19 protein-coding genes are annotated in these 22,085 nt (G+C 69.4%); 9 read left to right on the top strand and 10 right to left on the bottom strand.

Annotated features, from left to right (window positions below; translation table 11 throughout):
• Window positions 1-79: 79 nt before the first annotated feature.
• Window positions 80-1,912: an asparagine synthase (glutamine-hydrolyzing) gene (gene asnB / locus H5J31_RS28360; protein WP_181775712.1), complete on the top strand. Its 1,833-nt coding sequence runs from the start codon at window positions 80-82 to the stop codon at window positions 1,910-1,912.
• 33 nt (window positions 1,913-1,945) lie between these two features.
• On the opposite strand, the gene H5J31_RS28355 is transcribed toward asnB, so the two are convergent.
• The 4 genes from H5J31_RS28355 to H5J31_RS28340 are packed head-to-tail and all read right to left on the bottom strand — an operon-like array spanning window position 1,946 to window position 4,935.
• The gene (locus H5J31_RS28355) at window positions 1,946-2,866 is read right to left on the bottom strand and encodes an ABC transporter permease (protein ID WP_181775711.1); all 921 of its coding nucleotides are present in this window, start codon (window positions 2,864-2,866) and stop codon (window positions 1,946-1,948) included.
• A gap of 15 nt (window positions 2,867-2,881) precedes the next feature.
• Window positions 2,882-3,670, bottom strand: coding sequence for an ABC transporter permease (locus H5J31_RS28350; protein ID WP_181775710.1), 789 nt, complete (start codon window positions 3,668-3,670; stop codon window positions 2,882-2,884).
• 9 nt (window positions 3,671-3,679) lie between these two features.
• Complete coding sequence (locus H5J31_RS28345; protein WP_181775709.1) at window positions 3,680-4,543, bottom strand: ABC transporter ATP-binding protein; 864 nt, start codon at window positions 4,541-4,543, stop codon at window positions 3,680-3,682.
• Window positions 4,540-4,935, bottom strand: a complete 396-nt coding sequence (locus H5J31_RS28340) for a GntR family transcriptional regulator (protein ID WP_181775708.1) — start codon at window positions 4,933-4,935, stop codon at window positions 4,540-4,542. The genes H5J31_RS28345 and H5J31_RS28340 overlap by 4 nt, the downstream gene beginning before the upstream one ends.
• A 394-nt stretch (window positions 4,936-5,329) precedes the next feature.
• On the opposite strand from H5J31_RS28340, the gene H5J31_RS28335 reads away from it, so the two are divergent.
• Complete coding sequence (locus H5J31_RS28335; protein ID WP_181775707.1) at window positions 5,330-8,320, top strand: AfsR/SARP family transcriptional regulator; 2,991 nt, start codon at window positions 5,330-5,332, stop codon at window positions 8,318-8,320.
• A 180-nt stretch (window positions 8,321-8,500) separates the two neighbouring features.
• On the opposite strand, the gene H5J31_RS28330 is transcribed toward H5J31_RS28335, so the two are convergent.
• Window positions 8,501-9,502 carry a Gfo/Idh/MocA family protein gene (locus H5J31_RS28330; RefSeq protein ID WP_181775706.1) on the bottom strand — a complete coding sequence of 334 codons (1,002 nt, stop codon included), beginning with the start codon at window positions 9,500-9,502 and terminating at the stop codon, window positions 8,501-8,503.
• On the bottom strand, window positions 9,499-10,515 hold the full coding sequence (locus H5J31_RS28325; protein ID WP_181775705.1) for a LacI family DNA-binding transcriptional regulator: 1,017 nt from the start codon (window positions 10,513-10,515) through the stop codon (window positions 9,499-9,501). Before H5J31_RS28325 ends, H5J31_RS28330 begins: the two co-directional genes overlap by 4 nt.
• A 106-nt stretch (window positions 10,516-10,621) precedes the next feature.
• On the opposite strand from H5J31_RS28325, the gene H5J31_RS28320 reads away from it, so the two are divergent.
• From H5J31_RS28320 to iolD, 7 genes are read left to right on the top strand one after another with little or no spacing between them, the layout of a single operon-like run.
• Window positions 10,622-11,521 carry a sugar phosphate isomerase/epimerase family protein gene (locus H5J31_RS28320; protein ID WP_181775704.1) on the top strand — a complete coding sequence of 300 codons (900 nt, stop codon included), beginning with the start codon at window positions 10,622-10,624 and terminating at the stop codon, window positions 11,519-11,521.
• A 24-nt stretch (window positions 11,522-11,545) separates the two neighbouring features.
• Window positions 11,546-12,532, top strand: coding sequence for a substrate-binding domain-containing protein (locus tag H5J31_RS28315; protein ID WP_181775703.1), 987 nt, complete (start codon window positions 11,546-11,548; stop codon window positions 12,530-12,532).
• Window positions 12,529-13,563, top strand: coding sequence for an ABC transporter permease (locus tag H5J31_RS28310; RefSeq protein ID WP_181775702.1), 1,035 nt, complete (start codon window positions 12,529-12,531; stop codon window positions 13,561-13,563). The genes H5J31_RS28315 and H5J31_RS28310 overlap by 4 nt, the downstream gene beginning before the upstream one ends.
• On the top strand, window positions 13,560-14,345 hold the full coding sequence (locus H5J31_RS28305) for an ATP-binding cassette domain-containing protein (RefSeq protein WP_181775701.1): 786 nt from the start codon (window positions 13,560-13,562) through the stop codon (window positions 14,343-14,345). Before H5J31_RS28310 ends, H5J31_RS28305 begins: the two co-directional genes overlap by 4 nt.
• Complete coding sequence (gene iolC / locus H5J31_RS28300; protein ID WP_181775700.1) at window positions 14,342-15,274, top strand: 5-dehydro-2-deoxygluconokinase; 933 nt, start codon at window positions 14,342-14,344, stop codon at window positions 15,272-15,274. The genes H5J31_RS28305 and iolC overlap by 4 nt, the downstream gene beginning before the upstream one ends.
• The gene (gene iolB / locus H5J31_RS28295) at window positions 15,271-16,161 is read left to right on the top strand and encodes a 5-deoxy-glucuronate isomerase (protein WP_181775699.1); all 891 of its coding nucleotides are present in this window, start codon (window positions 15,271-15,273) and stop codon (window positions 16,159-16,161) included. The genes iolC and iolB overlap by 4 nt, the downstream gene beginning before the upstream one ends.
• Window positions 16,158-17,996 carry a 3D-(3,5/4)-trihydroxycyclohexane-1,2-dione acylhydrolase (decyclizing) gene (gene iolD, locus H5J31_RS28290; RefSeq protein WP_181775698.1) on the top strand — a complete coding sequence of 613 codons (1,839 nt, stop codon included), beginning with the start codon at window positions 16,158-16,160 and terminating at the stop codon, window positions 17,994-17,996. The genes iolB and iolD overlap by 4 nt, the downstream gene beginning before the upstream one ends.
• Window positions 17,997-18,051: 55 nt before the next feature.
• Here the strand turns inward: iolD and H5J31_RS28285 are convergent, their stop codons facing one another.
• The 4 genes from H5J31_RS28285 to H5J31_RS28270 form a co-directional block, all read right to left on the bottom strand.
• Window positions 18,052-18,912: an NAD(P)-dependent oxidoreductase gene (locus tag H5J31_RS28285; protein ID WP_181775697.1), complete on the bottom strand. Its 861-nt coding sequence runs from the start codon at window positions 18,910-18,912 to the stop codon at window positions 18,052-18,054.
• A 34-nt stretch (window positions 18,913-18,946) separates the two neighbouring features.
• The gene (locus H5J31_RS28280; protein ID WP_181775696.1) at window positions 18,947-20,134 is read right to left on the bottom strand and encodes a Cmx/CmrA family chloramphenicol efflux MFS transporter; all 1,188 of its coding nucleotides are present in this window, start codon (window positions 20,132-20,134) and stop codon (window positions 18,947-18,949) included.
• A gap of 82 nt (window positions 20,135-20,216) precedes the next feature.
• Window positions 20,217-20,795 (bottom strand): TetR/AcrR family transcriptional regulator, encoded by a 579-nt coding sequence (locus H5J31_RS28275; protein ID WP_181775695.1) that lies wholly within the window; start codon window positions 20,793-20,795, stop codon window positions 20,217-20,219.
• A 43-nt stretch (window positions 20,796-20,838) separates the two neighbouring features.
• Complete coding sequence (locus tag H5J31_RS28270) at window positions 20,839-22,062, bottom strand: MFS transporter (RefSeq protein WP_181775694.1); 1,224 nt, start codon at window positions 22,060-22,062, stop codon at window positions 20,839-20,841.
• Window positions 22,063-22,085: the final 23 nt, after the last annotated feature.

The raw sequence follows: 22,085 nt of genomic DNA, 5'->3' as shown, positions 1-22,085 counted from the left end.
TTCGGGCAGACAAGCCGGCCGAACCGTGTTACACCGGTGTTACAAATAGTTGTATGTGCTAAGCAATAGGAGGTTGGCGATGTGCGGAATCGCAGGGTGGGTCTCCTTCGGCACGGACCTGACGCAGCGCCGGGAGGTCATCGACGCGATGACCGCCACCATGGCCTGCCGCGGCCCCGACGACTCGGGCACCTGGGTCCGGCCCAACGTGGCGCTGGGCCACCGCCGTCTCGCGATCATCGACCTGCCGGGCGGCAGGCAGCCGATGGCCGAAACCGGGCTGGCGGCGATGGTCTACAGCGGTGAGGCGTACAACTTCACCGAGCTACGCGCGGAACTTTCCCGACGTGGCCACAAATTCGAGACCGACAGCGACACCGAAGTCGTGCTGCACGGGTACCTGGAGTGGGGCGACGAGGTCGTCGACCACCTCAACGGGATGTACGCCTTCGCGATCTGGGACGAGCGCGACGAGAAGCTCGTGATGATCCGCGACCGTATGGGGATCAAGCCGTTCTACTACTACCCGACACCGGACGGCGTGCTCTTCGGCTCCGAGCCGAAGGCGATCCTCGCGAACCCCGCGGCGCGCAAGGTGATCGACAGCGACGGCCTGCGCGAGCTGATGGCCATGACCAAGACCCCCGGCTGGTCGCTGTGGAAGGGCATGCACGAGGTCGGGCCGGGCACGATCGTCACCGTGGACCGGTCCGGGATCCGCACGCGGACCTACTGGAAGCTCGACGCGAAACCGCATACGGACGACCAGGAGACCACGGTCGGCAAGGTCCGCGAGCTGATGACCGACATCGTCGACCGTCAGCTGATCGCCGACGTGCCCCGCTGTGTCCTGCTTTCCGGCGGCCTCGATTCGAGCGCCGTCACCGGTCTCGCCGCGGCGCGACTGGCCGAACAGGGCGAACAGCTGCGGACGTTCTCGGTCGATTTCCTCGGCCAGGAGGACAACTTCAAACCGGACGAGGTGCGGGACACCCCGGACTCGCCGTACATCCGCGACGTCGCCGATCTCGTCGGCTCCGCGCACAAGGACGTCGTGCTCAACCCGGCCGAGCTGAGCGACCCGGCGGTGCGCCGCGCGGTGCTGACCGCACGGGACATCCCGGCCGGGCTCGGCGACATGGACACGTCGCTCTACCTGTTGTTCAAGGCGATCCGCCAGGAATCGACGGTGGCGCTCTCCGGCGAATCGGCCGACGAGGTGTTCGGCGGATACCGCTGGTTCCACGACGAGGACGCGGTCGACTCCGGGACGTTCCCCTGGCTGGCGTTCCGCATGGGACTGACCAGCGAGCGGGCCACCCTGCTGCGTGAGGACGTCCGGCGGAACCTGGACCTGCCCGGCTACATCGCCGATCAGTACAGCGCCGCCGTCGCCCAGGTCGAGCACCTCGACGGCGAGAGCGAACAGGACCGGAAGATGCGGACGGTCTGCAACCTGCACCTGACCCGGTTCGTGCGGATGCTGCTGGACCGCAAGGACCGGGCGTCGATGGCCGTCGGGCTCGAAGTCCGGGTGCCGTTCTGCGACCACCGGCTCGTCGAGTACGTCTACAACACCCCGTGGTCGCTGAAGACGTTCGACAACAGGGAAAAGAGCCTGCTGCGGCACGCGACCAAGCACGTCCTGCCCGCTTCGGTGCGCGACCGGGTCAAGAGCCCGTATCCGTCCACACAGGACCCGGGCTACGCGGCGGCGTTGCAGCAGCAGGCCAAGGAGGCCCTGACCGAACGGGACAACCCGGTGTTCACCCTGGTGGACCGCGACTGGGTGCACCGTGTGTCCGAAGTGGACCCGGTCACGATGTCGTCGGCCCAGCGATCCGGGATCGACCGGATGCTGGACCTCTACCACTGGTTCGACATCTACCGGCCCGAACTGCAGCTCGACTGAGTTCTCCGAGCGGATCCCCGGTCCGCCGCCGTCTCAGCGACGGCGGCGGACCGTTCCCCTTACCGCGATTCCCCCGAGCACCGCGGTCGCGGCGAGCAGGATGCCCGCCTCGGTCCATTGGAAGCGCCAGAACCGGCTCACCGGCTGGTAGACGGTGAAGTCCCGATATCCCGCCGCCTCGACGCATTCGTTCATCCCCCGCCCCAGCGGACATCCGGGCACCTCGTCCAGCAGTCCGACCTCGCGCCCGTCCGGGGCGATCCTGCCCGCCTCCAGGATCAGACCGTCCTTCGCGGAGGAATCCGCGCCGATCGTGCGGACCGGATCGGCGTACTGCGGCCGTAGGACCAGCAGGGCGATCGAGGCCGCGACGAACACCGCGACGGTGATCGCGATGGCGGGCAAGGTCTTGCGCGCCAGCACCCCTGCCGCCGTGCCGAGCGCGAAGGCGAACAGCCACCACGCCGCCGGGGCGATGCCGACGGCGCCGAAGTACGAGGTCTCCGAGAGCGTCTCCGCCCGGCCGGGGAAGAGCTCCAGCCACTTGCCGAACATCTGCCCCGAAACGAGCCCGGCCAGCGCCGCGCAGAGGGCGAGTACGCCGAATTTGACGCCCAGCCAGCGACCCCGGCTCACCGACTGCGTCCAGGCGAGCTGGTAGGTATTGCGCTCGTATTCCCTGGCGAGCAGCGGCGCACCCCAGAAGGTGCCCGCAAGCAGCGGGACGAACGGCAGGATCACGATCAGCGGGTAGACCCGCTGGTAAAGATCCTCCAGTCCCGCGTCGTACTCGCGGCAGGGCACTCCGCCCCCGCGGCAATAGCTGGAGATCTCGCCGTTCGCGGCGCCGAGGGCGAGCTGCCCGGACACGAGCAGTACGACGCCGAGTACGGCCAGGAATCCGAGGGTGACGAGCAACTGCGCGCGGTGCTGACGCCAGGTGAGCCAGAGCAAGGAGCTTGTCCCTTTCTAAGAGCGTCGCCGGATGGCGAAGGTGGCGGCGACGGCGAGCAGGAGCGCGGCCCCGGTCAGGATCGCGGCTTCCGTCCATTGGAAGCGCCAGTACCAGTCCTGCGGCAGGACCTTGAGCGCGGTGATCTCACCGGTGGCGTCCCGGACCATTTCGAGGACCCGGCCGCCGGGCTCCGTGCCCAGGGCGACGAGCCGGGGTTCCGCGTAGAGGTCGCGGAAATTGGACACGCCGATCATGAGGCCGACGGTCACCGCGATGGTGACGGCGATCGCCGGGAGCGTCCGGCGGACGAACGCGCCCGCGGCCGTACCGAGGACGAAACCGAAGAGCCACCACGCACCGGGTGCGACGCCGGTCATCGCGAACAGGACCGGGTTGTCGAAGCGGCTGGTGAAGGTCGTGTCACCGCGGTCGGCGGGGAAGACCTCCAGCCAGCGCTGCGTCATCGCACCGAACGCGAGCCCCGCCGCGGTGGCCAGGACGGCGAGGAACCCCAGTTTCACGCCGAGCCACCGGAATCGCGAGACCGACTGGGTCCAGGCGAGTTTCGTGGTGCCTCGTTCGTATTCGGCGGCGAGCAGCGGCGCGCCCCAGAAGACACCGATCGCGATCGGGACGACCTGCAACCAGGAGAGGAACTGGTACAGATCCTTGAAGAGCTTCGCCGGGTCCGCACTGCTCGCCGCGGCGTTCCCGTTGACCAGCAACAGGATCCCGACCACGACGAGCAGGGCCGCCGTGATCAGCAGCTGCATGCGGTGCTGACGGTAGGTGAGCCAGAACATCGTTCCCCCTTACGCCGAGGCCAGTGTCGGACGCGGCAGGGTCGCCGACTCGGGCCGCCGGAGGTAGGCCAGCACCAGCTCCTCCAGGTTCGCCGGCCGCTCGGTCCACTGTGGACTCAGCGGGACCGGCTCCGTGCGGGCGAAGACGGTCGCCTGCCGGCCGGCCCGCGCCTCGTCCACGACCGTGACCCGGCCGGCCAGCGCGTCGGCCTCCTCCGCGGGTCCGGACAGGATCCGATGCCCGGCGACGAGCTCGTCGATGTCGCCGCTGACCTGGACCCGGCCGCCGTTGAGGACGATCAGCCAGTCGCAGGTGTTCTCCAGATCGGACACGACGTGCGAGGAGAGCAGGACGGTCATGCCGGTTTCCGCGACGGCCTCCATCAGCCCGCGCATGACCTCGTGCCGGGCCAGCGGATCGAGGTTGGCGAGCGGCTCGTCGAGCACCAGGAGGTCCGGGCGTTTCGCCAGCGCGAGGGTGAGCGCGACCTGCGCCCGCTGTCCGCCGGAGAGCTTGCCCACCTTGTGCTTCAGGGGAAGCCGCAGCGAATCGATGCGCTTGAGCGCGAACTCGTCGTCCCAGCCGGGGTTGAGGCGCCTGCCGAATTTCAGCATCTCGGCGATGCTGAACCCGGAGTACAGCGGCTTGTCCTGCGCCAGGAACGCGGAGGTTCCCTGGATCGAGACCGAGCCGAGGGTCGCGTCGAGCAGCCCGACGGCCAGGTGCAGGAAGGTCGTCTTGCCCGCGCCGTTCGGCCCGACCAGCGCGACGACGCGTCCTCGCGGGACCGCCAGGGAACAGTCGCGCAGCGCCCATTTGCGGCGATAACGCTTGCCGAGGCCGGTCGCCTCGATGACGGGTTTCTCAGTCACGCTGTCCGCTCCCCTCGAAAGGCATCGACCACCACGGAGGCGAACAGTGCCTCGGCGTCTTCCTGGTCCAGCCCCGATTCCCGTGCGTCGCGGACCCAGACCCCCAGGCTCTTCCGCAACCTTGTGTGCTCCGCGAACGAAGCGCCTCCGAGCGTCTTCTTCACGAAGGTGCCGAGACCCGGCTTCCCCTCGACGAGCCCTTCGCGCTCGAGCTCGCGATATGCCTTCAGGACGGTGTTCGGATTGATCGCCAGCTCGGCGACCACCTCCTTCGCCGTCGGCAACCGGTCTCCCGGTTCCAGCAACCCCAGACGAAGGGCGTGTTTGACCTGCTGGACGAGCTGGACGTAGGTGGCGACACCCGAACCCTTGTCCAGATGGAAGGTGACCACTGGCAACACCCTTTCACTAATCAAGTAGTGAAAGGGTGGAGGATGGTGGGTGCCGTTGTCAAGACAGCACAAAACGCAAGTAGTCGCCTACTTGCGTTCTGTGCGTGAAACCCCAGCCCCAGTCAAGAAGAGCGCCAGATCGACGACACGGTGAAACACGTCGAGCTGGCGCTACCCCCAACCCCACCGCCCGGTCAGGAGGGCGGCGCCTGTGCGAGTAAGAGGTGTCCACCGTCGTACCGGAACCGAATGGGGGGTCCTGCCCGTCTTGTTGGTTGGGCACGGTTCCGGCGACGGGTCCTCGGTGGACACCTGACAAAGGATCACGGCGCCCGGATGCAGGGCGCTTGCACTACGCTTGCAGCCTTCGACGACGGTGGGCGGAGGTGGCCGGGTGGAGTTCCGCGTCCTCGGCGCCGTCGAGGCGTGGGCCGATGATGGCCCGGTCGATCTCGGATCGCCCAAACAGCGGCTCGTCCTGGCGGTTCTGCTGCTGGAGGCGGGACGGCCGGTGCCCCGCGACCGGATCATCGACCTGCTCTGGCCCGAGGAACCGCCGGCGAGCGCCCGTAACACCGTTCAAGCGCTGATCTCCAGGTTACGTGCGGTGTTCCGCACCGCGAACGGACCGGAGATCGTCTCCGAGGGGACCCGCTACCTACTCAAGGTCGATCCCTCTCAGGTGGACTCGCACCGCTTCACCGAGCTGACGGCCCAAGCCCGCGAGGCCGACGACGAGCGCGCCGTGGACCTCCTCGACGAGGCGCTCGGGTTGTGGCGTGGTGAGGCGTTGTCCGACGTCGTGAGCGGCGAGGTCGCGCAGCGCCTGCGCGGCGGGATGAACGAGGCCCGGTGGACGGCGCTCGAAGATCGCGCCGAGGCCCGGTTGCGGCTCGGACGCGGACGCCAGGTCCTCGCGGAGCTGACCGAACTGGTCGCCGCTCATCCGCTGCGCCAACGGTTCGTCGGTCAGCTCATGCTCGCGTTGCACCGCGAAGGCCGCACCGACGACGCCCTCGAGGCGTTCCGCGCGCTGAGGGACAGGCTCGGCACCGAACTCGGTCTCGATCCCTCGCCGGAGCTGCGCAGACTCGAAGCCGCCATCCTCGCCGAGGACCCTTCCCTCGACCCGGCGACCGAAACGAACCCGGCCGCGAAGCCCGAGCCGGTCCGCCCGGCGCAACTCCCCCATGACGTGCGCGGGTTCGCCGGACGCGCGACCGAACTGGAGCGGCTCGACGAGGCGACCCGCTCGACGGGCGACGGCACGGACATCTGGGTGATCAGCGGGACCGCGGGCGTGGGCAAGACGGCGCTCGCCGTGCGCTGGGCCCACCGCGTGCGCGACGCGTTCCCGGACGGGCAGCTCTATCTCGATCTGCGGGGATTCGATCCCGACCACGAGCCGCTCACCCCGGCGGTCGCGCTCACCCAGCTGCTGCAAGCCCTCGGCACCGCGCCGAAGGCCGTCCCGCCGGACACCGACACGCGGGCCGCGCTCCTACGTTCTCTCCTCGCCGACAAGCGCGTCCTTCTCGTCCTGGACAACGTGCGCGACACCGGCCAGGTGATGCCGTTGCTGCCGCCGTCGGGCACCGCCCTGGTCACCAGCCGGCAGCGGCTCGGCGACCTCATCGCCCGCACCGGCGCCCGCGCTCTCCCGCTGTCCGTGCTGCCCGCCGAGGACTCGCGGCACCTGCTCGAAGCCGTACTCGGCAGTGAGCCTGTCGCGGCCGAGGCGAGCGCGGCCGCGGAACTCGCCCGGTTGTGCGGACATCTGCCGCTCGCCCTGCGGATCGCGGCGGCGAACCTGGGCGCGAGCGACGAACCCGAGATCGCCGAACTCGCGCGCGAACTGGCGGGCGGCGACCCGCTCGCCGAACTGACCGTCGACGGTGCCGAGGAAAGCGCCGTGACCACCGCGTTCGGCGTCTCCTACCGGGCACTGCCCGAGGAACACCGGCTGCTGTTCCGCAGGCTCGCACTCGTGCCAGGGCAGACCTTCACCGCGTCCGCCGCCCAGGCCCTGACCGGTACGACCCGGGCGAACCAACAGCTCAAGGCGCTCGCGGCGGCTCACCTCGTCGAGCGCTACACGCCCGGCCGCTACCGCTTCCACGACCTTCTCCGCAGTTTCGCCGCGGGCCGCACGCTCTCCGAGGACGCGAAGTCCGAACGGGACAGCGCGGAACGGCGGCTCTTCGAGAGCTACCTGACCACCGCCGACGCCGCGGGCCGCGTCCTCATCCCGCACTTCCTGCGGCTGCCACGCGAAGAACCGGAAGACAAACCCTTCGCCGACACCGACGAGGCCCTGGCCTGGCTCGACGCCGAGTGGCCGAACCTCGCGGCCGCCGTCGAGCACAGCGCCGAACACGGCCCGCCCGAGTTCTCCTGGCATCTCGCGGACGCGCTGCGCGCCTTCTTCCACCAGCGTGGGCATCACGCGGAATGGATCGACACCGCGTCGACCGCGCTCAAGGCCGCCCGCCGCAGCGGCGCCGGGCAGGCGCGAGCGGCGATGCATTTGAGCATCGCGCTCGCCTGCGTCAACAGCGGCCGCTACGACGAGGCACGCGAACACCTCACCAGCGCCCTGGCCGGCGACCTGCTCGAAGGCTGGCCAGCCGGCCGGGCCGCCGTGCTCAACAACCTGAGCGCGGTGCACCAGCGCCTCGGCGATCCGCAGGAGGCGATCCGCTGCGGCCTCGAATCCCTGCGCCTGTGCGAAGAACTGAACATGCCGGGGATCTCGATGGCGCTGGCGAACCTCGGTTTCCCGTACTGGCAGACCGGTCAGCTCGACGAGGCGCTCGCCAACTTCACCCGCGCGCTCGCGGTCGCCGAACGGGACGGCGCCCGGTTCAGCGTCGCGGTCCTGCTGGTCGACCTCGGCAACGTGCACCGTGACCTCGGCCTGCCCGACGAGGCCTACGACTTCTACACCCGAGCGCTCGCCGCCAACCGCGAACTCGGCTACACCTACGGCGAGGCCACCGCGTTGTCCGGCCGGGCCGTCCTCGACAGCGGACGCGACCCCGGCGAGCAGAACCGGACGGACGCGCTCGAAGCCGTCGAACTGACCCGCAAGATCGGCGACCGGGGCACCGAAGCCTGGACGCTCGTCGGTCTCGGCGAGGTCTGCCTGCGGCTCGGCCTCCCCGAGGAGGCCGCCGAACATCAGCGGCACGCGTTGTCGATCGCGCGCACGACCAGTTTCTTTTGGTGCGAGGCCGCCGCGCGGACCGGACTCGCGGAAACCCTGCTGGAACTCGGGAAACTCGACGAGGCCCGGACGCACGGCGAGCTCGCCCTCGAACTCGCCGAACGCTCCGGCTACCGGCTCGTCGAAGAACGCGCGAAGCTGATCCTCGACAAGCTCTGATGTCGTGAGTGACTCGCCTGGTCGTAAGTGACGGGCGGCGGCGTTGCGAAAGCCACTTTCACAACGTTGAAGGTTGCGAAAGTGGCTTTCGCAACAAGGCCTTCCCGGCTGACCGCGCTGGGTCGAGGTGGTCGTGAACGGCAAGTGACGTTCTAAACGCGACCTACCACTCACGAGGCTCTAGACGCGTACCTCGTCGATCCGCACGGGACGGCGTTCGCGGCGGGAGACCTCGCACGCTTCGGCGATGTAGAACGCTTCCAGTGCGTCGGCCACGCCGCACGGGCTCGGCGCGCGACCGGCCGCGACCTCCAGGAACGCCTTCAACTCGCTGACATACGCCGGGCGGAACCGTTCCATGAAACCGGGATACGCCGGACCGGGCAGCGGCTGGACCCCGGGCTCCACCGACGTCAGCGGCGCACGATCGTCCAAGCCCACCACGACGTTCCCGGCCGAGCCGAGCACTTCGAGCCGGACGTCGTAGCCCGCACCGTTGTAACGGGTCAGCGAGACCACGGCCAGCGTGCCGTCGTCGAGCGTGAGCGTCGCGGCCGCGGTGTCGACGTCACCGGCGTCGACGAAGAACCGCTCGCCCTTGTTCGCCCCGACGGCGTAGACCTCGACGACTTCGCGGCCGCTGACGAACCGGACGACGTCGAAATCATGCACGCCGCAGTCACGGAACAGGCCGCCGGAATGCGCGACGTACTCCGCGGGCGGCGGCGCCGGGTCCAGCGTGGTCGCCCGCAAGGTGTGCAGCCAGCCGAGTCCGCCCGACGCCACCGCGGCCTGGGCGGCCGCGTAACCGGCGTCGAACCGGCGCTGGAAACCGATCTGCACCGGCACGTCCGAACCGGAGATCTTGTCGATCACCGCGAGCGTGCCCGGGATGTCGGCGGCGACCGGCTTCTCGCAGAACACCGGGATCCCCGCGTCGACGGCCTTGAGGATCAGCTCCGGATGCGCGTCCGTCGCCGCGGCGATCACCAGTCCGTCCAAAGAGGACGCGAAGAGCGCGGGAAGGTCCGTCACCGCCTCGACACCGAGCTTCGCCGCGGCCGCCTGGGCCCGCCCGGTGTCGACGTCGGCGACGACCACGGACGAAACCTCGTCGAAGCTCTTCAAGGTTTCGGCGTGCGAAGTGCCGATCCGGCCGGTGCCGGCAAGTCCCAACCTCATCGTGGTAACCCTTTCTCGAGCTCGGCGGTGGTCGAGCGGACCACCAGCGACGGGTGCAGCAGATGCCGGACCGGTTCGGTGCGTTCGCCCCGGACCCGTTCGAGCAGTGCTTCGACGGCCAGCCGCCCCATTTCGGTGCGCGGCTGGTCCACAGTGGTCAGTGAGAGATGACGCAGCGCGGCCAACGACGTGTTGTCGTAGCCGACCACGGAGACGTCCTCGGGCACCCGAAGGCCCGCTTCCTCCAGCGCGGAGATCGCGCCGACGGCGTTGAAGTCGTTACCCGCCAACAAAGCTGTCGGCAACCTGTCCCGGGTGTAGTCGCCGAGCAGTTCGTGCACGGCCTTCTCCCCGGCGGTATCGGTGTGCTCGCTGCGCACGATGATCGGGTGGAGCAGGTGCCGCCGCATCGCCTGCTGATAGCCCCGTCGCCGGGCGGCCGCGCCGGCCGCCACCCCGCCGTCCAGATGGGCGATCCGCCGGTGTCCCAACGAAACCAGATGCTCGACGGCGAGCGCGGAACCAGCCTCGCCGTCATCGTTCACCGTGTCGACCCCCGGTACACGCGAAGTGCGCGAAACCAGGACGACCGGGCATTGCGCGGCCGCTTCCTCGATCGCCATGGCTTGAAGCACCGGCGACAGGAGGATCACCCCGGCGGGCCGGAACGACAGCAGGCTCTTCAGCGCGGCTCGCTCACGCGAGGGGCTGCGGCCACCGGTGTTGAGGATCAAGTGGAAACCGGCCGCTTCCGCCGCCGCGTCGAGACCCTCGACGACATCGGCGAAGAAGGCGTTACGGAGATCGGAAACCATCACTCCCAGGACCGTGGAGGTCCGGCTGGCCAGGGATCTGGCCATGGCGTGTGGCTCGTAGCCCAGATCGCGCGCCGCGTCCAGCACCCGCGTCCGCCGTTCGTCGGAGACGTTCGGCGCGTTCCGCATCACCAACGACACGAGCGCGCGGGACACCCCCGCCTTCGCGGCGACGTCCTCCATCGTCGGTCGCGCCATTTTCCGAGCCTCCCCCTGCCCTTGACTTTACTGTGACGGACGCTACAAGATTAGAGCGCTCTAATCAATAGAGCGCTCTAACCCGCTCCCCACGGAGGTCGCCGAGATGGCAGTGCCGACAGCCCGGATCCGAATCGCCGCCGCCCCGATCTCCTGGGGCGTATGCGAAGTGCCCGGCTGGGGCCGTGTGCTCGACCCGGGGACCGTACTGGGCGAAATGGCAGAGCTGGGGGTGCGCGCGACCGAACTCGGCCCTCCCGGTTACCTGCCGCGCGATCCGGCGGAGCTGCGCGAACTGCTCGGCGGATACGAACTGGACCTGGTCGGCGGTTTCCTCGCCGCCGTGCTGCACGAGAACCAGGAAGCCGCGCTGGCCGAGGCGGAGGAATCCGCCGCGTTGTTCGCCGCTTGCGGCGGCGACATGCTCGTCCTCGCCGCCGCGACCGGGCTCGACGGCTACGACGACCGGCCGAAGCTGAGCGACGCCGAATGGGCGACGCTGATCGAAACATCGAGCAGGATCAGGGAAATCGCCGCACGTCACGGACTTCGCACCGTGCTGCACCCGCACGTCGGGACGCACGTGGAGACCGAGGACGAGGTCGAGCGCTTCCTCGCCGACTCCGATCTCCCGCTCTGCCTGGACACCGGACATCTGCTGATCGGCGGCACCGACCCGGTCGCGCTCGCCAAGCGCTACCCGGAGCGGATCGGTCACCTGCACCTCAAGGACGTCCGCGGCGAACTCGCGGACGACGTACGCGCGGGAAGGCTTCCCTACGCCGAAGCGGTAGGCAAAGGTTTGTACGTCCCGTTGGGTGACGGGGACGTGGACATCGAAGCGATGGTCCGGTTCGTCCACGAGGCTGGTTATGACGGGTGGTACGTGCTCGAACAGGACACGGCGCTCGGTGAAGGGAGCGCGGAGGATCTGCCGAAACGGGATGTGGCCGGGAGCCTGGCGCATCTCGACGGAATCGTCAGCCGGCTACCGGCTGCCAGGTAACGGAAGAAGCGAGGAGAGACGACGATGTCCCATCGCTTGAAGAGGGTCTTGGTGGCCGCGGCGGGGCTTTTGCTCCTGTCCGCGTGCACCGGGCCGAAGGCCGAGGAGAAACCGGCGGCGGCCACCGGACCGGTGACGACACAGCCCAGCGGGCCACTGCGGGTCGCGGTCATCTCGCACGGCACCGCGGGCGACGCGTTCTGGAACGTGGTCAAGAACGGCGCCGAGGAGGCGGGCAGGCAACTCGGCGTCCAGGTCGAGTACAACTCCGACGGGGATCCCGGCAACCAGGCCAAACTGGTCGACAACGCGGTCGCCCAGCAGGTCGGCGGGCTGGTGGTGTCGATGGCGAATCCGGAGGCGCTGAAGACTTCGATCGAGAACGCGGTCCGCGCGGGCATCCCGGTCATCACCATCAACTCCGGTGAGGACAAGAGCGCGGGCTACGGCGCGCTCACCCACGTCGGGCAGAACGAGACGATCGCCGGCGAGGAGGCCGGGAAGAAGTTCAAGGAACTCGGCAAGAAGAAGCTGCTCTGCGTGGTCCACGAAGCGGGCAACGTCGGGCAGGCGCAGCGCTGCGACGGCGCCAAGACCGGGTTCGCGGGCGACGTGCAGACCCTGCAGGTCGACATCAGCAACCCGACCGACGCCGAGTCCCGCATCCGGGGCGCGGTGCAGACCGATTCCTCCCTGGACGCCGTCCTGACGCTGAACTCGCAGGTCGCCGCGCGGGCCGTGAGCGCGATCAAGGCCGTCGGCTCGAAGGCGCAGGTCGGCACCTTCGACCTCAACACCGACGTGGTCGGCGCGATCAAGTCCGGCGACGTGGTCTTCGCGGTCGACCAGCAGCAGTACGAACAGGGTTATCTTCCGGTGCAGTTCCTCAAGCTCTACCGGGACAACGCGAACGTCGTCGGCGGCGGGAAGCCGGTGCTCACCGGACCCGACCTGGTCGACAAATCCACTGTGGACACCGTCGGCCAGTACGTGCAAAGGGGCACGCGATGACAACCACCACCCTCGACGAACGGGTCGCGAAACCACGGCTGCTCGACAGGCTGGTCGTCCGGCCGGAGATCGGCGCGCTCCTGGGCGCGGTCGTCGTCTTCGGATTCTTCACCCTGGTCACCGACCAGTTCTTCAGCGGCAGCGGAGTGGCGACCTGGCTCGACGACGCCTCGACGCTCGGCATCATGGCCGTCGCCGTGGCGATACTGATGATCGGCGGCGAGTTCGACCTGTCGGCCGGTGTCATGACGGCGTCGACAGCGCTCGTCACCGCCACGCTGGCGACGCAGGCGGGCTGGAACGTGTGGCTCGCCTTGTTCGCCTCGCTGGTCTTCGCGCTGGCGGTCGGCGCGTTCAACGGCTGGCTGGTGATGCGCACCGGGTTGCCCAGCTTCATCGTCACCCTGGGCACCTTCCTCGCGCTCCAGGGCCTGAACCTCGGCGTCACCCGGCTGGTCACCGGGACCGTGCAGGTCTCCGGCATGCGCTCGACCGACGGCTACGAGTCGGCCGGTTTCGTGTTCGCGTCCACAGTGGACATCGGCGGGACGGCGTTCCAGATCTCCATCGTCTGGTGGATCGGCTTCGCGATGCTGGCGGCCTGGCTGCTGGTGCGCACCCGGTTCGGCAACTGGATCTTCGCCGTCGGCGGCAACGCGCTCAGCTCGCGCGCGGTCGGCGTCCCGGTGGTCCGCACCAAGATCATGCTGTTCATGACCACCGCGCTCGCCGCGTGGCTGGTCGGCTCGATCAACATCCTGCGGTTCGCGAGCGTCCAGGCGAACCAGGGCATCGGGCTGGAGTTCCAGTACATCATCGCGGCCGTGATCGGCGGCTGTCTGCTGACCGGCGGCTTCGGTTCGGCGATCGGCGCCGCGATCGGCGCGCTGATCTTCGGTATGGCAAGGCAGGGCATCGTTTTCGCCCGCTGGGACAGCGACTGGTTCATGCTGTTCCTCGGCGTGATGCTGCTGTCCGCGGTCCTGGTCAACAACGCCTTCCGGCGGCGCGCGGAAAGGGTCCGGCGATGACGCATCTTCTGGAAGTCAAGGACGTCGGCAAGACCTACGGCAGCGTGATCGCGCTGCGCGACGTGTCCACCGTGGTCAACGCCGGCGAGGTCACCTGCGTGCTCGGCGACAACGGCGCCGGGAAGTCCACTTTGATCAAGATCCTGGCCGGGGTGCACCAGCACGACAAGGGCGAGTTCCTGGTCGAGGGTGAGCCGGTCAAGTTCACCTCGCCCCGTGAGGCGCTCGATCGCGGTATCGCGACGGTGTACCAGGACCTCGCCGTCGTCCCGCTGATGAGCGTCTGGCGGAACTTCTTCCTCGGCTCCGAACCGACGGTCGGCTTCGGCCCGTTCCGGGCGCTGGACCGGAAGAAGGGCCGCGAGACGACCAAGAAGGCGTTGTCCGACATGGGCATCGACCTGCGTGACGTCGAGCAGCCGGTCGGCACGCTGTCCGGCGGTGAACGCCAATGCGTCGCCATCGCGCGGGCGGTGCACTTCGGTGCGAAGGTGCTGATCCTCGACGAGCCGACGGCCGCACTGGGCGTGAAGCAGGCCGGCGTCGTACTCAAGTACGTCGCGCAGGCCCGTGATCGCGGGCTCGGCGTCGTGCTGATCACGCACAACCCGCATCACGCGTATCCGGTGGCCGATCGGTTCCTGCTGCTCAAGCGGGGCGCTCCGCTCGGCGTCCACGAGAAGTCCGAGATCGACCTGTCCGAACTGACCCGGCAGATGGCGGGCGGTGCGGAACTGGAAGCCCTCGAACACGAGTTGCGACAGGTGGAGTCCCCTTCATGACCGCTCTCGAAGCACTGACCGTCGGCCGGGTCGGGGTGGACCTCTACCCCGAGCAGAGCGGCGTGCCGTTGGCCGGGGTCAGCACCTTCGCCAAATCGCTCGGCGGGACCGCGACCAACGTCGCGGTCGCCGCCGCGCGGCTCGGCCGCTCGACGTCGGTGCTGACGAAGGTCGGCCCGGACGGCTTCGGCGACTACGTGCGGCAAGCGCTGCGGGAGTTCGGCGTCTCGGCCGACCATGTCGGCACGTCGGCGGGCCTGCAGACGCCCGTGGTGTTCTGCGAACTGAACCCGCCCGCGGATCCGCCGCTGCTGTTCTACCGGTCGCCGGTCGCACCGGATCTGACCCTCAACGAGGCCGACGTCCCCTGGGACCTCGTGGACTCCGTCCCGCTGCTGTGGGTCACCGGGACAGGGGTGTCCGTCGAACCCGCGCGCGGCACCCAGCGCAAGATGCTGGAACGGCGCGGACGGCGGACGCATACCGTGCTGGACCTCGACTTCCGGCCGATGTTCTGGCCGGACACCGATTCGGCACGCGAAGAGATCGGCTGGATGCTCGACCACGTCACGGTCGCCGTGGGCAACCGGACGGAGGCCGAGGTCGCCGTCGGGACCGCGGATCCCGACGAAGCCGCCTCGCGCATGCTGGCTCGCGGCGTCGAACTCGCGGTGATCAAGAAGGGAGCCGACGGCGTCCTGGTCGCCACCCCCGAAGGACGCTGGACCGTACCGCCGCAGCGGGTCGACGTCGTCTGCGGTCTCGGTGCCGGCGACGGCTTCGGCGGAGCGCTGATCCACGGGCTGCTGTCCGGCTGGGATCCGGTGCGCATCGCCACCTATGCCAACGCGGCGGGCGCGCTCGTCGCGTCCCGGCTGGCCTGTGCCGACGCCATGCCCACCGCCGAAGAGATCGAGGAGTTGTTGTGAGCAAGCTTCACCGTCCACTCGGGACTCTTTCGGACGAGCAGGACCCGGTCCGGCTCACCCCGGACTCGGCGGGCTGGACCTACAGCGGGTTGCGTGTGCTCTCGCTGCACGCCGGGGAGAAGCGGATCGTGCGCACCGGCGAGTACGAGGCGTTCGTCCTGCCGTTGGCGGGCGCCTGCACGGTCCGGGTGGACGGGCAGGTCTTCGAGCTCATCGGGCGCGACTCCGTGTTCACGCGGGTCACGGACTTCGCCTACGTGCCCAGGGACGCGGAAGTCGAATTGTCGACAGTGGACGGTATCGAACTGGCGCTGCCGATGGCGCGCTGTACCCGGCGTCTCGAACCGCGTTACGGACCGGCCGAGAACGTGCCGGTGGAGGTCCGCGGTGCGGGTCAGGCGACGAGGCAGGTCACCAACTTCGGTGTGCCCGGGGTGTGGGACCACGCCGACAAGCTGAACGCTTGCGAGCTGATCACACCGGGCGGCAACTGGTCGTCCTACCCGCCGCACAAGCACGACGAGGCGTCCGACTGCGAGGTCGTCAACGAGGAGATCTACTACTTCCGCGTCGCCGGCCGGGATGGCATCACGCCTTCACGCGAGGGATTCGGTCTACATCGGACGTACACCTCGGACGGCGAGCTGGACGAGGACGTCGCGGTCCGCGACGGTGACGTCTTCCTGATCCCGCGCGGATATCACGGGCCGTGCGTCGCGGCGCCCGGGTATCCGATGTACTACCTGAACGTCCTGGCCGGGCCCGCCGACGAGCGGTCGATGGCCTTCTGCGACGACCCCGCGCACGGCTGGGTCCGGGAGACCTGGAGCGACCAGGAACTCGACCCGCGCTGCCCGGTCACGAGCCACGAAGGACGGGTGTCATGAAGCTGACCACGGCACAGGCGCTGGTGCGCTGGCTGCTCGCACAGCGGTCGGAAACCCTGGACGGGCGCGAAGTCCCGCTGTTCCCCGGCGTGTTCGCGATCTTCGGGCACGGCAACGTGCTCGGCCTCGGCACCGCGCTGGAGGAGCATCGCGACGAACTTCCCTCGTGGCGAGGGCAGACAGAGCAAGGCATGGCTCTCGCGGCGGTCGGCTACGCCAAGGCGACGCACCGTCGGCAGGTCGGCGTGGTGACGTCGTCGATCGGGCCGGGCGCGCTGAACATGGTCACCGCCGCCGGGGTCGCGCACGCCAACCGGCTACCGGTGCTGCTGCTCCCCGGCGACACCTTCACCAGCCGCGCGCCCGATCCGGTGCTGCAACAGGTGGAGCACTTCGGCGACCCGACCGCCACGGTCAACGACGCCTTCCGCGCGGTCAGCCGGTACTTCGACCGGATCACCCGGCCCGAGCAGTTGCTCTCGACGCTGCCGCAGGTCGCCAGGGTGCTGACGGATCCGGCGGACGCCGGGCCGGTGACGCTCGCGCTCCCGCAGGACGTCCAGGTGGAGACCTACGACTTCCCGGAGGCACTGTTCGAGCCGGTGACCCATCGCCTGCTGCGCCCCAGGCCCGACCGGCGGTCGCTCACCGAGGCGGCGGCCGCGTTGCGGGCGGCGCGCAAACCGTTGCTGGTACTCGGCGGCGGTGTCCGATACTCCGGCGCCGGGGAACGGGCACTGGCTTTCGCCGAACGCCACGGCATCCCGGTCACCGAAACGACGGCCGGGCGCACACTGGTCCCCCACGGCCACCCGCTGCACGCGGGCCCGCTGGGCGTCACGGGCTCGGCGTCCGCGAACGTGCTGGCGGCCGAGGCCGACGTCGTCCTGGCCGTCGGGACCCGGTTGCAGGACTTCACCACGGCGTCGTGGACGGTGTTCTCGCCCGAGGTCCGGCTGATCACCCTGAACGCGGCACGGTTCGACGCGGTCAAGCACGGCGCTCTCGCCGTCGTGGGCGATGCCGACGCGGGCCTCGCGGATCTGGCGGGCCAACTGGAAAGCCGGCGCGTCGATCCTTTGTGGACAGAGCGGGCGGCGGCGGAACGCGGCCGGTGGGACGCGCATATCGACTCGCTGCGCGCGGTCTCCGATGCCGTACCGACGTATGCCCAGGTCGTCGGCGCGGTCAACGATCTTTCGGAGCCGCAGGACTACGTGATGACGGCGTCCGGCGGGATGCCCGGCGAGCTGATCGGCGGCTGGCGCGGGTCGGGCTCGGTGAGCATGGACGTCGAGTACGGGTTCTCCTGCATGGGGTACGAACTCGCGGGCGCCTGGGGCGCGGCGATGGCGCATACCGGCGGCCTGGTCACCACGATGCTCGGCGACGGCTCGTACCTGATGCTGAACTCGGAACTGTTCTCGGCCGCTTTCGCCGGGCATCCGTTCGTGGCGGTGGTCTGCGACAACGACGGCTTCGCGGTCATCGCCCGCCTGCAGGAAGGCCAAGGCGGCAACGCGTTCAACAACTTCCTGGCCGACTGCCGGACAGCACACGCCTCACCGCCGCGGGTCGACTTCGCCCGGCACGCGGAGTCACTGGGGTGCGCGGTGTTCACCGCGTCCTCTTTGGACGATGTGCGAGCGGCCTACGCCAAGGCACGCGAGGCGGCCGTCGCGGAGAAACGACCCGCGGTAGTCGTGGTCCGGACTCAGCCGAAGTCGTGGACCGAGGCAGGTGCCTGGTGGGAGGTCGGCGTCCCGGAACACCTGTCGGGCCGGGATGGCATCGACCGCGCCAAGCCGTCTCAAGTGCGATACCTGAACGCTTAGGCGAGCCCGGCACGTCCGCATTTAGAGGACTAAACGCGGACGTGCCGGGCTCGGGTTACTTGTCGAAGCTCGCGAAGTAGCCGGCCGCCATGTCCTCGTCGCCGTGTCCGGCTTCGGACGCGCGGGCGAAGCGGGCGCGTCCGGCCTCGACGGCGTCCATCCGGACACCGGCGCGGGCCGCGGCTTCGAGGACCAGCCGGGCGTCCTTCTCGGCGTTGTCGACCGAGAACGCGGTGGTGTAGTCGTTCTTGAGGATGGCGGCGGACTTGCCCTGGAAGTAGCCGTTGTCCATCGGGCCGCCGGTGACGACGTCGACGAAGTGCCGCGGGTCGACACCGAGGCCTTCGGCCAGCGCGAGTGCCTCGCCGACGCCGTGGGTCAGCGCGATCACCCAGGTGTTCAGCACCAGCTTGAGGCGGCTCGCGGCGCCGGAGCGGCCGTCTTCGCCCACCCACAGTGTGCGCTTGCCGATCGCGTCGAACAGCGGCTGGACCTTCTCGCGTGCGACGGCCACGCCCGCCGCCATCACGATCAGCGCGCCCTGCTCGGCGGGCTGACGGGTGCCCTGCACCGGGGCGTCGACGAAGACGAGGCCCTGCTCATCGGCGTACGCGATCAGGTCTTCGACGGCGTCGCCGACGGTGCTGAGCTGCACCCAGATCGTGCCGGTGGCGGGGGCGGCCGCGCGGATCGCTTCGAGGACGGCCGGGCCGTCCGTGAGGACCGTGACCACGACAGGCGCGCCCTCGACCGCTTCCGCGGCGGTGGCGGCGACCTGCACGCCGTCCCCGGCCAGGGCCTCGGCCTTGGCGGCGGTGCGGTTCCAGGCCCGGACGGCGAATCCGGCCTTGCTCAGGTTGCGGGCCACCGGGGCGCCGATGATTCCGGTGCCGAGCACCGCGACGGATTCCGTCATGACTTTGCCTTCACTCCCTTGGATAGCGACGAATTCAGACGGCGGCCGGTTCGGGCCGCCGCTCCTGCCCGACGGCGTCCGCGCGCCGCCGCAGTACCCCGGACAACGCCGCCGCGGCCAGTCCGGCCAGTGCGAGCAGCGCCGCCGTCCAGGCGGGTGAGGTGAAACCGAGTCCGGCGCCGATGGCGCTGCCACCGACCCACGGGCCGATCGTGTTGCCGACGTTGAACGCCGACGTGTTCGTCGTGGTCGCCAGTGTCGGCGCGTCCCCGGCTTCCCGCATCACCTGCGCCTGCAGCGCCGGGTTGATGGAGAAGGCGGCGATCCCGAACAGCGCGATCGCGCCGACGGTGACCACCTTGCTCTGCGCCGTCAGCGCGAGCAAACCCAGCACGGCGCCCATGACGCTGATGCCGACGTACAGGTTCGGCAGCAGGAACCGGTCGGCGAACCGGCCGCCGATGAAGCTGCCCGCGAGACAGCCCGCGCCGAACAGCACGAGCAGCAACGGGACCGCTCCAGCGGGGAAGCCCGTCACCTCCGTCAGCAACGGCGAAAGGTAACTGAAGCAACAGAAAACGGCGGCCTGCGTGAGCATCGACGTGCTCAGCGCGACCCACACCCGGCCGTTGCGGAAGGCCGCGAACTCGGCCCCGATCCCGGCGTAGGGCCCGTTGGGACGCTGGGGAACCAGCGTCGCGACACCCGCCAGTGCCAGGACGGCCAGGACCTCGACCGCCCAGAAACTCGACCGCCAGCCCGCGTGCTGGCTCAGGAACGTGCCCGCCGGGACGCCGACGACGTTGGCGACGGTCAGCCCGGCGAACATGATCGCCAGTGCCCGGCCGCGGCGGGCGGGGCCGGCGAGGTCGACGGCGACCACGGACCCGATCCCGAAGAACGCGCCCTGCGCCAGCGCCGCCACCACCCGCCCGGTCATGAGCGTGCCGTAGTCCGAGGCGACCGCGCAGACGAACTGTCCGACGACGAACAGCCCGAGCAGGCCGAGTAACGCGTTCTTGCGGTTGACCCGCAGGGTGGCCAGCGTGAGCATCGGCCCGCCGATCGCGACGCCGAGGGCGTAGCCGGAGATCAGCCAGCCCACCGCCGGGATCGAGACGCCGAGATCACCGGCGAGGTCCGGGAGCAGCCCGGAGATCATGAACTCGGTGGTCCCGATGCAGAACACGGTGAGACCGAGCACGTAGACCGCGATGGGCACGGCGACTCCTCGATTGTGGAACGTTCATTAAAGAATGAGCACGTGAAAGAAACGGGCGCGAGGTACTACGAAACCTGGAACATCACAACGCCTGGATCGTGGTCTCGGCGACCTGGGTCAGCGCCTGCCGGTTCGCGGTCTTGCCCAGTACCCGCAGGCCGTACATCGCGGCCAGGACGAACTGCGCCAACGCCCGCGGGTCCCGGTTCGCGCCGATCTCGCCCTCCTGCCGGGCGGCGGCGAACTCGACGTAGAACGCGTTTTCCACCCGTTCGAAGTTGTGCCGGACGCGGGCGGTGACCTCTTCGTCGATCCCGCCGAGTTCGAGGGCGGCGTTGACGGCGAGGCATCCGCGATGCTCGGAGGGCTCCCCGGTCTCGTCGTCGACGACGTCCATCAGCACCCGCCGGATCCGCTCCCGGATCGTGCCCGGCCCGGCCAGCATCTCCTCCACCCGCGTGGCGGAGGTTTCCTCGTAGCGGCGCAGCGCCTCCTGGAACAGGTGCTGCTTGCTGGTGAAGGTGTTGTACAGGCTTCCTCGGCCCAGGCCGGTCCCGTCGACCAGGTCCTGGGCCGAAGTGGCCGCGTAACCCTTGCGCCAGAACGTGCCCACGGCGGCGTCGAGCACCTCGGTGGGATCGAATCCCTTGGGACGGGGCATGCCGCCAGCATGGCACGTTCTGTAACGATCGGTCAAATACCGGTCAGGAAGAAACGCGATGTCCCGGTTTGAACCCGTGCGCCCGGGCGAACCAGACCGTGACCAGCGCCAGCAGTCCCATGACGAGCAGCACCCACGGGAAGGCGACGACGCCCGCGGATTCCAGCAGCAGCCCGCCGACCAGGCCGCCGCCCGCGACGGCGAGGTTGAAGATCGTCACGAGCATGGACTGCGCGACGTCGGCGCCGTCACCGGCCGCGTCCGCGATCGCGGTCTGCAGCAGGGTGGGCGCGCCGCCGAAGGTGATGCCCCAGGCGATGACGCCGGCGAAGATCGCGACCGGGGAGTCGTGCCCGATGCCGAGGATCAGCGTCGCGAGCGCGAAGCCGGCGAGGCTCGCGAGCGTGACAGCGCGCAGCCGCCGGTCGACCAGCACCCCGGTACCCCAGATACCGACGATCGCCGAAGCGCCGAACACCAGCAGCACGACGTCGACGCGGCCGCCCAGACCCGCTTCCGCGACGAACGGCGCGATGTAGGTGTAGAGGACGTTGTGCGCGAGGATCCACAGGAAGATCACCAGCAGCACGGACCGCACACCCGGGGTCAGGAAGATCTCCCGGATCGGCTTCCGCCGCTCCGCGTCCTGACCGGGCAGGTCCGGGACGAGGGTGCGGATCCACACCATGAGCGTGAGCGCGACCGCGGACATGATCCAGAAGACGCCCCGCCAGTCGAAGAGCGAGCCCAGCCAGGTGCCCAGCGGGACACCGAAGGCCAGCGCGATCGGCTGCCCGACCCCGACGACGGCGAGTGCTCGGCCCTGCAGATGCGCGGGCACCAGCTGCCGCGCGTACCCGGCCAGCACGCCCCAGATCACGCCCGCCGCCATCCCGGCGACGAACCGGGCGCCCAGGGTGAAGGAGTAGCTGGCCGACAACGCGGTGATCGTGTTGAACACCAGCAGGCCCGCCACCGCGAACAGCAGCAGCGCCCGCCGGTTGAGCCGCCGGGTCGCGGCGATCACCGGGATCGCGGCCACCGCCGAGCCGATGCCGTAAAGGGTGACGAACTGGCCCGCCAGCCCTTCGGACACCGACAGCCCGTCACCGATCGCGGGGAGCAGGCCGGCGGGCATGGTCTCGGTCATGATCGCGAGGAAGCCGGCGGTGGTGAACGCCAGGAGCTTCCCCACCGGCAACCTGTCGGACGCGGCCGCCGGGTTCTGGCCGAGAACGGCCGTTTCGGTGTTGCCAGTACTACTCACGGATCTCTCTCCTCTGGTGGTGT

This window comes from Amycolatopsis pittospori (assembly GCF_013870525.1).
Taxonomy (GTDB): Bacteria; Actinomycetota; Actinomycetes; order Mycobacteriales; family Pseudonocardiaceae; genus Amycolatopsis; species Amycolatopsis pittospori.
The sequence above is the reverse complement of the archived record's forward strand: the minus strand, read 5'-3'. Positions and strand labels throughout refer to the sequence as shown.

Coding starts and splice junctions, on each gene's coding strand:
- H5J31_RS28320 (WP_181775704.1), top strand. CDS start 10,622: ATGGCAGTGCCGACAGCCCGGATCCGAATCGCCGCCGCCCCGATCTCC.
- H5J31_RS28275 (WP_181775695.1), bottom strand. CDS start 20,795: ATGCCCCGTCCCAAGGGATTCGATCCCACCGAGGTGCTCGACGCCGCC.
- H5J31_RS28315 (WP_181775703.1), top strand. CDS start 11,546: ATGTCCCATCGCTTGAAGAGGGTCTTGGTGGCCGCGGCGGGGCTTTTG.
- H5J31_RS28330 (WP_181775706.1), bottom strand. CDS start 9,502: ATGAGGTTGGGACTTGCCGGCACCGGCCGGATCGGCACTTCGCACGCC.
- asnB (WP_181775712.1), top strand. CDS start 80: ATGTGCGGAATCGCAGGGTGGGTCTCCTTCGGCACGGACCTGACGCAG.
- H5J31_RS28310 (WP_181775702.1), top strand. CDS start 12,529: ATGACAACCACCACCCTCGACGAACGGGTCGCGAAACCACGGCTGCTC.
- H5J31_RS28325 (WP_181775705.1), bottom strand. CDS start 10,515: ATGGCGCGACCGACGATGGAGGACGTCGCCGCGAAGGCGGGGGTGTCC.
- H5J31_RS28305 (WP_181775701.1), top strand. CDS start 13,560: ATGACGCATCTTCTGGAAGTCAAGGACGTCGGCAAGACCTACGGCAGC.
- H5J31_RS28350 (WP_181775710.1), bottom strand. CDS start 3,670: ATGTTCTGGCTCACCTACCGTCAGCACCGCATGCAGCTGCTGATCACG.
- iolC (WP_181775700.1), top strand. CDS start 14,342: ATGACCGCTCTCGAAGCACTGACCGTCGGCCGGGTCGGGGTGGACCTC.
- iolD (WP_181775698.1), top strand. CDS start 16,158: ATGAAGCTGACCACGGCACAGGCGCTGGTGCGCTGGCTGCTCGCACAG.
- H5J31_RS28285 (WP_181775697.1), bottom strand. CDS start 18,912: ATGACGGAATCCGTCGCGGTGCTCGGCACCGGAATCATCGGCGCCCCG.